At 60.5% G+C, this 12970-nt stretch carries 11 protein-coding genes; 5 read left to right on the forward strand and 6 right to left on the reverse strand.

What is annotated here, in order from left to right:
- Position 1: 1 nt before the first annotated feature.
- The 5 genes from mnmE to rpmH form a co-directional block, all read right to left on the reverse strand.
- The gene (mnmE, locus tag CR103_RS19825) at positions 2–1381 is read right to left on the reverse strand and encodes a tRNA uridine-5-carboxymethylaminomethyl(34) synthesis GTPase MnmE (protein WP_099917647.1); all 1380 of its coding nucleotides are present in this window, start codon (positions 1379–1381) and stop codon (positions 2–4) included.
- Positions 1382–1665: 284 nt separating this feature from the next.
- A complete protein-coding gene (gene yidC, locus CR103_RS19830; protein WP_099917648.1) occupies positions 1666–3375 on the reverse strand; it encodes a membrane protein insertase YidC in 1710 nt (569 codons plus the stop codon).
- 24 nt (positions 3376–3399) lie between these two features.
- Positions 3400–3660 (reverse strand): membrane protein insertion efficiency factor YidD, encoded by a 261-nt coding sequence (gene yidD, locus CR103_RS19835; protein WP_099917649.1) that lies wholly within the window; start codon positions 3658–3660, stop codon positions 3400–3402.
- Positions 3657–4085: a ribonuclease P protein component gene (gene rnpA, locus CR103_RS19840; protein ID WP_099917650.1), complete on the reverse strand. Its 429-nt coding sequence runs from the start codon at positions 4083–4085 to the stop codon at positions 3657–3659. Before rnpA ends, yidD begins: the two co-directional genes overlap by 4 nt.
- An 8-nt stretch (positions 4086–4093) precedes the next feature.
- Positions 4094–4228 (reverse strand): 50S ribosomal protein L34, encoded by a 135-nt coding sequence (rpmH, locus tag CR103_RS19845; protein WP_010401996.1) that lies wholly within the window; start codon positions 4226–4228, stop codon positions 4094–4096.
- Between the two features lie 468 nt (positions 4229–4696).
- Here rpmH and dnaA point away from each other — a divergent pair, with 468 nt between their 5' ends.
- The 3 genes from dnaA to gyrB all read left to right on the forward strand — a co-directional run bounded on the left by dnaA (position 4697) and on the right by gyrB (position 10382).
- Positions 4697–6091, forward strand: a complete 1395-nt coding sequence (gene dnaA / locus CR103_RS19850; protein ID WP_099917651.1) for a chromosomal replication initiator protein DnaA — start codon at positions 4697–4699, stop codon at positions 6089–6091.
- Between the two features lie 469 nt (positions 6092–6560).
- On the forward strand, positions 6561–7667 hold the full coding sequence (dnaN, locus tag CR103_RS19860) for a DNA polymerase III subunit beta (protein WP_099917653.1): 1107 nt from the start codon (positions 6561–6563) through the stop codon (positions 7665–7667).
- Positions 7668–7886: 219 nt separating this feature from the next.
- Positions 7887–10382 (forward strand): DNA topoisomerase (ATP-hydrolyzing) subunit B, encoded by a 2496-nt coding sequence (gyrB, locus tag CR103_RS19865; protein WP_099917654.1) that lies wholly within the window; start codon positions 7887–7889, stop codon positions 10380–10382.
- A 517-nt stretch (positions 10383–10899) separates the two neighbouring features.
- Here gyrB and CR103_RS24215 read toward each other — a convergent pair.
- On the reverse strand, positions 10900–11346 hold the full coding sequence (locus CR103_RS24215; RefSeq protein ID WP_370659471.1) for an HAD domain-containing protein: 447 nt from the start codon (positions 11344–11346) through the stop codon (positions 10900–10902).
- A 239-nt stretch (positions 11347–11585) separates the two neighbouring features.
- Here CR103_RS24215 and CR103_RS22255 point away from each other — a divergent pair, with 239 nt between their 5' ends.
- Positions 11586–11921: a helix-turn-helix domain-containing protein gene (locus CR103_RS22255; RefSeq protein WP_143752681.1), complete on the forward strand. Its 336-nt coding sequence runs from the start codon at positions 11586–11588 to the stop codon at positions 11919–11921.
- On the forward strand, positions 11905–12864 hold the full coding sequence (locus CR103_RS19880) for a type II toxin-antitoxin system HipA family toxin (protein ID WP_229443680.1): 960 nt from the start codon (positions 11905–11907) through the stop codon (positions 12862–12864). Before CR103_RS22255 ends, CR103_RS19880 begins: the two co-directional genes overlap by 17 nt.
- Positions 12865–12970 lie beyond the last annotated feature (106 nt).

Raw genomic sequence — 12970 nt, forward strand, 5'->3', positions numbered from 1 at the left:
CTCACTTGCCGATGCAAAACCGGCCAAATATTACCCCCAGCAGGTCGTCCGAGCTAAACGCGCCGGTGATGCTCGACAGCTGAGCCTGCGCCAGCCGCAGCTCTTCGGCGAACAGGTCGAGCGACTGGTCGGTGCGGGCGGCGTGGTCGGCGGCGGCGGCGAGGTGGCCGCGCGCCGCGCGCAAGGCGATCAGGTGGCGTTCGCGCGCCAGGAACAAAGATTCGCCGGTCTGCTGCCAGCCGGCGATGCGCAGCAGTTCCGCGCGCAGCAGGTCGATGCCGAGGTGCTCGTGCGCCGACAGGTAGACGTTGATCGCGTCCGGCGCCGCGTCGACCGCCGGCTGGTGGCCGGACAGGTCGATCTTGTTCCAGATCCGCAGCACCGGCACCCCGGCCGGAAGGGCGGCGACGATGTGCTCGTCGGCCGCGGTCGGTCCGTAGCTGGCGTCGAGCAGGTGCAGTATCACGTCGGCCTTGCCGACTTCGCCCCAGGTGCGCGCGATGCCGATGCGCTCGACCTGGTCGACGGCGTCGTCGATGGTGCGGATGCCGGCGGTGTCGATGATGTGCAACGGAATGCCTTCGATCTGGATTGTCTCGCTGACCTTGTCGCGTGTGGTGCCGGCGATCGGCGTGACGATCGCCACGTCGGCCCCGGCCAATGCATTGAGCAGCGACGACTTACCCACGTTCGGCTGGCCGACCAGCACCACATTCAAGCCTTCGCGCAGCAGCGCGCCTTGCGCCGCCTGCGTAAACACCTTGTCGAGCGAGCCGATGATCACCGCCAGCTGGCCGCGGGCGTCGGATTTGTCGAGAAAGTCGATCTCTTCTTCCGGAAAATCGAGCGTCGCTTCGACCAGCATGCGCAAGTCGATGGTCTGTTCAACCAGGGTATGAATGGTCTTGGAAAAGGCGCCCGACAGCGACTGCGACGCCGATTTGGCGGCGGCCTCGGTGGACGCGTCGATCAGGTCGGCCACCGCTTCGGCCTGGGCCAGGTCGAGCTTGTCGTTGAGGTAGGCGCGGCGGGTGAATTCGCCCGGCTCGGCCAGGCGCAGGCCGCAGGTGGCGCCCGCTTCGAGCACGCGCGCGAGCAGCATCTGCAGCACCACCGGCCCGCCGTGGCCTTGCAGTTCGAGCACGTCTTCGCCGGTGTACGAGTGAGGGCCGGTAAAAGCCATGGCGATGCCCTGGTCGATGACGCTGCCGTCGGCGGCCGTAAAGTCGATGTAGGTAGCATGGCGCGGCTTGAACACGGCGTTCGGAAACAGCGCGGCGGTCAACGCCGCCAGGTCACGGCCGGAGGCGCGCACCACGCCGATGCCGCCGCGGCCGGCAGCGGTGGCGATGGCGGCGATAGGGGAAGAGTCAAGGTTCATGGTTCGATTGTAGAGTAGATTGGAGGAGTACTGACGCAGCCTGCTTGCCGTCGTTCCTGTGCACGAGGGCGTCGCTAAAGGCCGCTCAACTCTAGATCCGTCGTTCTCGCGCACGCGGGGACCCAATTTGCCCGATTAGTTGATCATCTTTTTAACGGACGAAGCCAGGCATTGTCGATATTGCCGAAGAATTGGGTCCCCGCGTTCGCGAGAACGACGACGAGGGTTGCGACCGAAAAAAAAGCCCGTGGTTCACACGGGCTTTCTTAGGCTAAGCGAGCGCCTTATTTCGCCGACGCTTCCGCATACTTCTTCGTGATCACCCACTGCTGGCCGATCGACAGGATGTTGTTGACCACCCAGTACAGCACGAGGCCGGACGGGAAAATGAAGAACATCACCGAGAAAATCAGCGGCATCCACATCATCATCTTGGCCTGCATCGGATCGGCCGGGGCCGGGTTCAGCTTGGTGGTGATGAACATCGAGATCGCGTACAGCACCGGCAGGATGCCCCACGGATCGTGCTGCGACAAGTCCTGGATCCAGCCGATCCACGGCGCGCCGCGGAATTCAACCGACGCCTGCAACACCCAGTACAGCGCGATGAACACCGGCATCTGCACCAGGATCGGCAGGCAGCCGCCCAGCGGATTGATCTTCTCGGTCTTGTACAGCTCCATCGTGGCCTGATTCATCTTGGCCGGATCGCCTTTGTAGCGCTCGCGGATCGCCTGCATCTTCGGCGTCACCAGCTTGACCTTGGCCATGCTCTTGTAGCCTGCCGCCGACAGCGGGAAGAACAGCAGCTTGATAAGAATCGTGAAGGCGATGATGGTCCAGCCCCAGTTGCCGAGCACGTTGTGGATCTGGGTGATGACCCAGAAGATCGGCTTGGCGATGATCGTCAGAAAGCCGTAATCCTTGACCAGGTCGAGACCCGGCGAGACGCTTTCGAGCAGCGTCTCGTCCTGCGGACCCGAATACAGCCTGGCCGTGGTGCTGACGGTGGCGCCAGGCGCCACGCTGCCGAGCGGCGCGACGGTACCGATGGCGTAGCGGTTGGTGTCGACCTTCTTGGTGTAGATCTCGCGCACCGCGTTACCCTGCGGGACGAAGGCGGACACGAAAAAGTGCTGCGAAATCGCGATCCAGCCATCGTTCGCCTTGGTGGCGTGTTCGGCCTTGCCCTTTTTTTCGATCGTGCCGAAGTCAAGCTTCTGGTACTTCTCTTCGGGCGTGTACAAGGTCGGGCCGGTGAAGCTGGCGTTGAAGAACGAGTCGCCTTCCGGCTTGTTACCGTCATGCAGCAGCTGCAGGTACAGCGACGGCGTTACCGGCGCGGTGCCGACGTTGGTGACGTCGTGGCGCACGTCGATCACGTACGAACCCTTGCGGAAGGTAAAGGTCTTGGTCAGCTTGACGCCGCCCTGCTCCGACTCAAGCACCAGCTGGACGTCGCTGGCGCCTTGCATGACGCGCGCGCCTGGCTTGGCGGCAAAGATGGTGTTGTGGTTCGGCAGGTCCGCGCCGCCGATCAGACCAGTTTGCGCCAGGTAAGCGTGGTTCGGACCTTCGTCGAACAGCACTTCGTTCTTGGTGGCGTCGACACCGCTCTTGCAGAATTCGAACAGGCCGAAGCAGCCGCCGAACCAGCCCGGATTGCCGGCTTTCTTGAACTTGAGCAGCTCGAGACGGCGTACGACGCCGCCGGCGGTGTCGATATCGACCTTCACCACGTCGGTGGTGATGGTGACGATTTCACGCTGTTGCGCGGCAGCCTGCGCTGCGCCGGGCACGGCGCCGGGAGCCTGGGCCACCGTCGGAACGCCGGTGGCGCTGCCGTTTGTAGCGGCGGGCACGGTCGCAACCCTGGCCGGCGGCGCCGCCGAGAACATGGACTGCTTGCCGTTCGAGACCATCCAGTCATTCCAGAGAATCACCAGCGACACGGCGAACACGATCCACATGATGGTACGTTTATTAATATCCATTGAGGTATTGGTCAGGAGTTAAATTCAGGAGTGGTTGCAACCGCGAGCGGTCGAAGATGAATGTTTGACGTTCGCCGGCGGCACCGGGTCGAAGCCGCCGTCGTTCCACGGATGGCACTTGCAGACGCGGCGCAGCGCCAGCAGCGAACCGCGCGCCGCGCCGTGGGTGCGGATTGCTTCGATCGAATAGTTCGAGCATGTCGGATAAAACCGGCAGTTCTGGCCCAGCATCGGTGACAGCAGCAGTTGATACGCACGCAGCAATCCGACCAGCAGCTTGTTCATGGCGCGGCCGCATTCGGAACTGCCAAGGGCGGCACCAGCGCTGGCGCTGGCCGCGCGTTCGCCTGCGACGCAAACAGCCGCGCGATTTCGACCCGGATAGCCGCCTTCAGCGCCGCCGTCGTGGCCGGGCCCTGCTTGGTGTTGACCGGGCGGGCCAGGCGCACGATGCAGTCGAGCGCGGGCAGCTTCGCGACGCGAAACAGCTCGCGCGTGACGCGCTTGATCGTGTTGCGCGTGACGGCGCGCGGCGCAAAGCGCTTGGCCACGACGACGCCGAGCCGCGCGTGCGGCAATTCGTTGAAGCGGGTGTAAAGCACGAAATGCGCCGTTTTTTGCGCCGGGCGCAAACGAAAAACGGATGAAAATTCATCCGTTTTAACGATACGCCGAACGCGCGCGAAGTCGTGTGAACCTTCGCTAGTCATTCGTGGCCTTATACGGCCAGGCGTTTGCGGCCCTTGGCGCGGCGAGCGTTCAGGACATCGCGGCCGCCACGGGTAGCCATACGAGCGCGGAAGCCGTGCGTGCGCTTGCGACGAACGACGGAAGGTTGGTAAGTACGTTTCATGGAGTTCTCGCTTAAAGCAAAATAAAATGCAAAATCGGGTCTGACGTCCGTCAGTGTTCGGCGCCAAGGTCATTTCGCAGATGGTTAAGCCAGCGACACGCCACGGCAAGTACTCTTTTTAACCCGCTGCGTACAAGCAGCCCTCAGGTAACCATTCAGGCAGCCATCATGCAGCCATTCAACCGAGTTGCACCGAATACGGGCGGGGAACCCTGAATTAGACAGCATTTCGCGCCTCCGTGTCAAGGTCGGCGTCACTTTCACAGTCTGCCCGTGCGCTGCGTCCGGCTGGTTTTCCTGCCTGCTGGACTAGCAGTACGGAAACAAAATATGCCGCGTACCTGTGGATAACTCGGCCCTTCGCAGGTAGAATAGCGTGTTACGTGTGGCGAACCCCTTGCGCGACGCATGCTCCCCACAGGGTGCATCGAAACGCCCATCCACACCTTATTTATTACAAGACGATTCATGGAAAATTTTTGGCAGACCTGTTCCGCGCAGTTGGAACTGGAGCTGACCCCGCAACAATTCAGTGCGTGGATCAAGCCGCTGATCGCCCTCGATTACGAGGACGGCCGGCTGCGCATCGCCGCGCCCAACCGCTTCAAGCTCGATTGGGTGAAGACGCAGTTTGCCGCCCGCATCACCGCATTGGCGCACCAGTACTGGGAAGCGCCGATCGAGGTGCAGTTCGTGCTCGACCCGAAAAACAACCTGCCGAAAAAAGTGGCGGCGCCGGTGCCGGCGCCGCCGGCCGACGGTTACACCGGCATGGCGCGGCATGCGTCCGAAACGGCGCCCGCGCCGGAGATGTTCAACATCGCCAACTCGCCGCGGCGCGAGCAGAGCCGGGTCAACACCGACCTGACGTTCGACAGTTTCGTCACCGGCAAGGCCAACCAGCTCGCACGCGCCGCCGCCATCCAGGTGGCCAACAACCCCGGCGTGTCGTACAACCCGCTGTTTTTCTATGGCGGCGTCGGCCTCGGCAAAACCCACCTGATCCACGCCATCGGCAACCAGGTGATGGCCGACCAGCCGGGCGCCCGCATCCGCTACATCCACGCCGAGCAGTACGTGCGCGACGTGGTGACGGCTTACCAGCGCAAGGGCTTCGACGACTTCAAGCATTACTACCATTCGCTCGACATGCTGCTGATCGACGATATCCAGTTCTTTGGCGGTAAAAGCCGCACGCAGGAAGAGTTTTTCTATGCGTTCGAGGCGCTGATCGCGGCCAAAAAACAGATCATCATCACCAGCGACACCTACCCGAAAGAGATCACCGGCATGGACGACCGCCTGATCTCGCGCTTCGACTCCGGCCTGACGGTGGCGATCGAGCCGCCCGAGCTCGAAATGCGGGTAGCGATCCTGCTCAAAAAAGCCAATTCGGAAGGCGTGAATTTTTCCGACGACGTCGCCTTTTTCGTCGCCAAGCACCTGCGCTCGAACGTGCGCGAGCTCGAAGGGGCGCTGCGCAAAATTTTGGCGTACTCGCGCTTTCACGGCAAGGACATCACCATCGACGTGGTCAAGGAAGCGCTCAAGGATCTGCTGTCGGTGCAGAACCGCCAGATCTCGGTGGAGAACATCCAGAAGACGGTGGCAGATTTTTTCAACATCAAGGTCGCCGACATGTATTCGAAACGGCGCCCGGCCAACATTGCGCGCCCGCGGCAGATCGCGATGTATCTGGCCAAGGAACTGACGCAAAAAAGCCTGCCGGAGATCGGCGAACTGTTCGGCGGGCGCGATCACACCACCGTGCTGCACGCGGTGCGCAAGATCGCGCTGGATCGTACCAAGAATGCCGAGTGCAACCATGAGCTGCACGTGCTGGAGCAGACGTTGAAGGGCTAGGTGCTGATCAACAAAATGGGGTCCCCGCGTTCGCGAGGACGACGGTTTTAAAGCTAACGAACTTTAGACCGTCGCCCTCGCGCATGCGGGGACCCAATTTAAAGCTAACGAACTTTAGATCGTCGTCCTCGCGCATGCGGGGACCCAATTTAAAGCTAACGAACTTTAGATCGTCGTCTTCGCGCATGCGGGGACCCAATTTGAAGCTAACGAACTTTAGACCGTCGTCCTCGCGCATGCGGGAACCCAATTTAAAGCTAACGAACTTTAGATCGTCGTCCTCGCGCATGCGGGGACCCAATTTGCGCGAACAGTTGGGGCCCTGTCCCTGCCCAACACCAAGTATTTTGCATCCTCAATTTCTGGCAAAATAGAGGTAGTCAAGCAACAAGCGGCCGATCACCAGAAATAACTAAAAGCAATAACAACCAGTACCCAGCTTTTACGATTAACCCTACCGAGGATTACCATGCAATTGGTCAAAACCACCCGAGATACCCTTCTCCGGCCTCTGCAGATCGTGAGCGGTATTGTCGAGCGTCGGCACACTATGCCGATTCTGGCCAATATCCTCATCCGCAAAGACGGCGAAAACGTCTCGTTCCTGTCGACCGACACGGAAGTGCAGATCACCACGCACGCCCGGATCGGGTCAAGCGCCGACGTCGCCGGTACGACCGTGGCCGCGCGCAAGCTGCTCGACATCCTGCGCGCGCTGCCGGAATCGGGCGACGTCACCATGACGCTGGCAAACAAGCGCCTGACCGTGCAGACCGGGAAGTCGCGCTTCGCCCTGCAGACGCTGGCGGCCGAAGAATTCCCGACCGTCTCGGTGGCGGAAACGTTCAATGCCACCGTCACGCTGCCGCAAAAGACGCTCAAGCACCTGTTCCAGATGGTGCATTTTTCGATGGCGCAGCAGGACATCCGCTACTACCTGAACGGCCTGCTGCTGGTGCTCGACGGGCGCAACGTCATCGCCGTGGCCACCGATGGCCACCGGCTGGCGTTCTGCCAGGTCGAAACGGAGCAGGAATTCACGCGCCAGGAAGTGATCATCCCGCGCAAGACCATCATCGAACTGCAGCGCCTGCTCGAGGAAAGCGACGAAACCGTCCAGCTCGACATCGCCGCCAGCCAGGTCAAGCTGACGTTCGCCGACATCGAGCTGGTGTCGAAGCTGGTCGAAGGCAAGTTCCCCGACTACACGCGCGTGATCCCGAAGGGGTACAAAAACGATTTTACGATCGGCCGTGACGAGCTGCTGCGTTCGCTGCAGCGCGCCGCGATCATGACGAGCGACAAATTCAAGGGCGTGCGCTGCATCATCACGCCCGGCAGCATGAAAATCAGCTCGACCAACGCCGACCAGGAAGAAGCGGTCGAAGAACTCGAGATCGACTACGGCGGCGATTCGGTCGACATCGGCTTCAACGTGACGTACCTGCTCGACGTGCTGAATAATTTGAAATGCGACCAGGTCAACATCGCGCTGGGCGACTCCAATTCGTCGGCGCTGATTTCGATTCCGGACAACGCCGATTTTAAGTATGTCGTCATGCCGATGCGGATCTAAGGGCAAGGATCCAAGGGTAAGTTAGCAGCTAAAAGTATTGCCACTCTAAGCACCTTCAACTTCGCGAAAGCGGAGATCCATATATGGCGTGAACTCGTTGCCATTTTCGCCGCAGCAGCGGGCGTGTCATGGGTCCCCGCTTCGCGAGGACGACGCAAGTAGCAAGCAGCATCCGCGTCATCGAAACAGATTCAGTATCGTTTTTTGAGAAAGCAGTCCATGTCCGAGAACACACCACCAGCAATCCCCTCCACGGTCGAAGAGTACGGCGCGTCCTCCATCCAGATCCTGGAAGGCCTGGAAGCGGTGCGCAAGCGGCCCGGCATGTACATCGGCGACACGTCCGACGGCACCGGCCTGCACCACCTGGTGTTCGAGGTGCTGGACAACTCGATCGACGAATCGCTGGCCGGTCACTGCACCGAAATCCACGTCACGATCCACTCCGATAACTCGATTTCCGTCACCGACAACGGCCGCGGCGTGCCGACCGGCCTCAAGTTCGACGACAAGCACGAGCCAAAGCGCAGTGCAGCCGAAATTGTCATGACTGAACTGCACGCCGGCGGCAAGTTCGACCAGAACTCGTACAAGGTGTCGGGCGGCCTGCACGGCGTCGGCGTCTCATGCGTCAACGGCCTGTCGAAACTGCTCAAGCTGACCATCCGCCGCGACGGCAAAGTGCACTACATGGAGTTCGTGCGCGGCGTGCCGCAGGACCGCCAGATAGAGATCATCAACGGCGTCGAATGCTCGCCCATCAAGGTGATCGGCGACACCGACAAGCGCGGCACCGACGTCCACTTCTGGGCCGACGAACAGATTTTCACGCACGTCGAATTTCACTACGAGATCCTGGCCAAGCGGATCCGCGAGCTGTCGTTCCTCAACAACGGCGTCAAGATCAAGCTGAGCGACCAGCGCACCGGCAAAGAGGAATTGTTCGCCTTCGAAGGCGGCACCCGCGGCTTCGTCGAGTACATCAACAAGGCCAAGACGGTGCTGCACCCGACCATTTTCCAGGCGACCGGTGAGCGCATGTCGGACCAGAACACCAACATCAGCGTCGACGTCTCGATGCAGTGGAACGACGCCTACAACGAGCAGGTGCTGTGCTTTACCAACAACATCCCGCAGCGCGACGGCGGCACCCACCTGACCGGCCTGCGCGCGGCGATGACGCGGGTGATCAACAAGTACATCGACGAACACGACTTCGCCAAAAAGGCCAAGGTCGAGATCAGCGGCGACGACATGCGCGAAGGTTTGACGTGCGTGCTGTCGGTCAAAGTGCCGGAGCCGAAATTTTCGTCGCAGACCAAGGACAAGCTGGTGTCGTCGGAAGTGCGCGGCCCGGTCGAAGAGATCGTCGCCAAGACGCTGACCGACTACCTGGCCGAAAAGCCGAACGACGCCAAGATCATCTGCGGCAAAATCGTCGAAGCGGCGCGCGCACGGGAAGCGGCCCGCAAGGCGCGCGACCTGACCCGCCGCAAGGGCATCATGGACGGCCTGGGTCTGTCGGCCAAGCTGGCCGACTGCCAGGAAAAAGACCCGGCGCTGTGCGAACTGTACATCGTCGAGGGCGACTCCGCGGGTGGCTCGGCCAAGCAAGGACGCGACCGCAAGTTCCAGGCCATTTTGCCGCTGCGCGGCAAGGTGCTGAACGTCGAAAAGGCGCGCTTCGAAAAAATGCTGTCGTCCGAGCAGATCACGACCCTGATCGCCACCCTCGGCACCTCGATCGGGCCGGACGAATTCAACGTCGACAAGCTGCGCTACCACCGCATCATCATCATGACCGACGCCGACGTCGACGGCGCCCACATCCGCACCTTGCTGCTGACGCTGTTCTACCGCCAGATGCCGCAACTGGTCGAGCGCGGCCACATCTACATCGCCCAGCCGCCGCTGTACAAGGTCAAGACAGGCCGCGACGAGCGCTACTTGAAAGACGACGTCGAAGAAGCGAGCTACATGATGACGGTGGCGCTCAACAGCGCCGCGCTGGTCCCGCGCGAAGGCGCCGAAGCGATCAGCGGCGACGCACTGGCCGAGCTGGTACGCCAGTACAACCTGGCCAACGCCATCATGATGCGCTTGACGCGCGTGATCGACCGCGCCGCGCTGACCGCCATCATGACCGGCGTCACACTCGACCTTTCTAACACCGACAGCGCCGAAGTATCAAGCAGGGCGCTCGAGGCGACCATCGACGACCCGGCCGTTAAGGTGTCGGTGCGTTCGGATGAACTGAGCGAAAAGCACCTGCTGCGCATCGAGCGCATGCATCACGGCAACGTCAAAGTCAGCTCGATCGACGCCGACTTCGTCCAAGGCGCCGACTACAGCGTGCTGGCAGCGGCGGCGGCAACCTTCAAGGGCCTGATCGGCGACGGCGCCTTCATTCGCCGCGGCGAAGGCGAGCGTATAAAAGAGTCGGCGGTCGACGACTTCCACCACGCCATGGGCTGGCTGCGCGACGAAGCCGAGCGCACCGTGTCGAAGCAGCGCTACAAAGGTCTGGGCGAGATGAACCCGTCGCAACTGTGGGAAACCACGATGGACCCGACCGTGCGCCGTTTGCTCAAAGTGCAGATCGAGGACGCAATTGCCGCCGACCAGATTTTTACCACGCTGATGGGCGACGAAGTCGAGCCGCGCAGGCATTTCATCGAGTCGAATGCGCTGAGGGCCGGCAATATCGACGTGTAGACGCCTGTAGCTGGACCCACAAGCTGGCAGTTTGAGAAGCATAAACTGGCAGGCGATGAAAACTTTCCTCCGCCACGGTGCCTCTGACCGCCGACGTTATCCAGCGGCGGTTGCCTCCTGAGCGCCCCATAAGTGCGTTCCGGTGATGAGCTCCTTCCTTTCGATTCGCCGCGCTGGCGCATCGGCGGAACCCCTACGAAACTCGGCCATAAGGGCGGCGCCCTCGCACATAGATTTCTCCGTCACGGTCGGCGCCGGCGGCCGGTTAAGAGCTTCGCGAAGTATCGCTTCGAACCTGCGGTCAGTCCCTACGTCCTCATCCATCAGGTCACTGGGCACGACGGAGGTCACTATGGGCAGGCTCTGCGGTAGGTTTCTTTTGCATGGTCACCGCTCGGGTAATAACCAGCGTGCGTGTCGCCAACGAAATTGGCTCGGCGTCAAAACGAAACCAACATCTTGCGGACTGCTTCTTGCGCCGCAGGGTCGCTCAGCCCGAGATTGTCACTTGTCTTGACTAGCTTGTTGCGACCCGCCGCTGGCCAGCCCTGGTCATCGTTATCAATCGCAAACCACTGTGCCGGCTTCCGACGCTCGACGTCGCTGCAGCCCTGCAGCCCTGCAGCCCGCAGGGCATGAGGTCGTAGTCGAGCTTTTGGACGATTCGGTTATCGAAGGTCGCTCCCATCACCCTAGCCTGAAGCGCCGGGAGAAGCTGAGCCTTGGCGAATTCAAATCCACGCGCTCGCACCCAAGACGTAGCCAGGACAAGTTTCACGTCCGGGTACGGTTTTAGCAGCTGCTCTAGAATGGGCGCCCACTCAAATAAAGTATGCCCGGGCGTGGTGACGTGGATACCCCGATTTGGACTCCAGTAGACCGCATGCACATGGGTAACTCCGTCGAAATCGAGATAGCATACGTGGAGTGGCCCAGTATCTCCCCGTGCAGTCCTTCGCTCCATCCTCAACGCTCCCTGACGCGCATTGACTCTTATCGATTATGCCGGTCTGTTGATGGGGTATCCGGATTTTCGTGTGGATTCGGTTGCCAGCTTCCCAAGGCCGGCAACTCTGCTGACACGCATCATAGATACGTCGCTATACGACATAAAGTCGCAACTATGACACCATCCCGTATGCGGAAGTATTCATAGATAAAGCGTTATGTGCTATAAGAACCTATCTATGAACAGAGTAAATTATGCCAAAGAAGCTCTCCAAGGCTGAAGCTTGGCCAATACTGGTGCAGGACCGCCTCACTGCATGGGGTAAGTGTATCAACACGCAGCGCCTACGTCAGCGTATCACTGTCGCTGATTTGTCTGCCCGACTGGGTATCTCCCGGACGACACTGCTACGGCTGGAAAAAGGGGACCCAGGTGCAAATGCAGGAGCATATTTGACAGCGCTTCTTGCGCTAGGCATCGTCGACCAGGCGGCACCAGCACTGCCTACCGAGCTTTGGCAAGGTGACTACGGTCAGCGCGTCAAGTTGAGCCTGCAGGAAAAGGGAGCTGACGATGCTGAGTATTTTTAAACCGATATACATCTATCTGCAGCGGCCAGATAGCGGCGAGTGGGTCACAGTTGGCCGGTACAAGGCAGGCAAACCCGGAGAAGATTTTTTCAAGTATGCCCCCTCTTATATTGATGCAGGGCTTGCCTGGGCCATTGACCCGCGAAACTTACCGTTTTTGCCGGGAACTGATGTCACGGCGCCACGGTATCAAGGCCTGCATGACGTCTTACGAGATGCATGCCCGGATGCATGGGGACAGGGTTTACTGCGCCGAGAACATAATCTGCCGGAAGATGCTCCGCCGCTGCAATACTTGCTCAAAGCCAGCAACCTTGACCGCTGGGGTGCGCTTGCCGTAGGTGCAAGCGTCAAGCCGCCTGACGCGAAAGCGAACAACCCTGGTCTGCCTCAACTCAGTGAGGTTATTGAAGAATTGGCGGCACTCGCGGAGCGCCGTCCTACGATACGCGCAAAAATTCGTGCAAGGTTGGTCCAGACGGCCAGCGTGGGTGGTGCGCGGCCGAAAGCCACGGTGGAAGGCGACAACGGTCAGTTTTGGCTGGTTAAGCCGGAGATTGCAACAGACGTTGCCAATATTCCTCTGCTTGAGCACGTGGGTCAGCAGTGGGGCGCGGCGAGTGGATTAAGTTTTGCTAAAACTGTCTTTCACCCTGCCACAGGTCGCAGGAATGCGGTACGGGTTCTACGGTTTGACCGAACCGGCCGGCAGCGCCACATGTGCGTGAGCGCCGCGTCTTTGCTGCAAGCCGAATATCCGGGGCTCCTCCAGACGGACCGCTGGAGCTATCCGCGTTTAGCCGAAGAACTGCGGTTAGCAGGTGTACCCGTTGAAGACCGTATCGAACTGTTTGGGCGCATGGTGTTTAATGCGGTGTGCGGCAACGATGATGACCATGTGCGCAATCATGCCATTGTCTATTGCGTATTCCGGCGAACGTGACCGCTCATTCCGGCGAACGTGACCGCTGCGCATGAGATGGCGTTACGCGGTCAAATTCTAATGCCTGCGGTCACGATGGGTCGATATTTTTCTCCTTTTTAGCGCT

The organism is Massilia psychrophila (genome assembly GCF_002760665.1).
GTDB lineage: Bacteria > Pseudomonadota > Gammaproteobacteria > Burkholderiales > Burkholderiaceae_D > JAFCUW01.

Coding starts and splice junctions, on each gene's coding strand:
- mnmE (WP_099917647.1), bottom strand. CDS start 1,381: ATGAACCTTGACTCTTCCCCTATCGCCGCCATCGCCACCGCTGCCGGC.
- yidC (WP_099917648.1), bottom strand. CDS start 3,375: ATGGATATTAATAAACGTACCATCATGTGGATCGTGTTCGCCGTGTCG.
- yidD (WP_099917649.1), bottom strand. CDS start 3,660: ATGAACAAGCTGCTGGTCGGATTGCTGCGTGCGTATCAACTGCTGCTG.
- rnpA (WP_099917650.1), bottom strand. CDS start 4,085: ATGACTAGCGAAGGTTCACACGACTTCGCGCGCGTTCGGCGTATCGTT.
- rpmH (WP_010401996.1), bottom strand. CDS start 4,228: ATGAAACGTACTTACCAACCTTCCGTCGTTCGTCGCAAGCGCACGCAC.
- dnaA (WP_099917651.1), top strand. CDS start 4,697: ATGGAAAATTTTTGGCAGACCTGTTCCGCGCAGTTGGAACTGGAGCTG.
- dnaN (WP_099917653.1), top strand. CDS start 6,561: ATGCAATTGGTCAAAACCACCCGAGATACCCTTCTCCGGCCTCTGCAG.
- gyrB (WP_099917654.1), top strand. CDS start 7,887: ATGTCCGAGAACACACCACCAGCAATCCCCTCCACGGTCGAAGAGTAC.
- CR103_RS24215 (WP_370659471.1), bottom strand. CDS start 11,346: ATGGAGCGAAGGACTGCACGGGGAGATACTGGGCCACTCCACGTATGC.
- CR103_RS22255 (WP_143752681.1), top strand. CDS start 11,586: ATGCCAAAGAAGCTCTCCAAGGCTGAAGCTTGGCCAATACTGGTGCAG.
- CR103_RS19880 (WP_229443680.1), top strand. CDS start 11,905: ATGCTGAGTATTTTTAAACCGATATACATCTATCTGCAGCGGCCAGAT.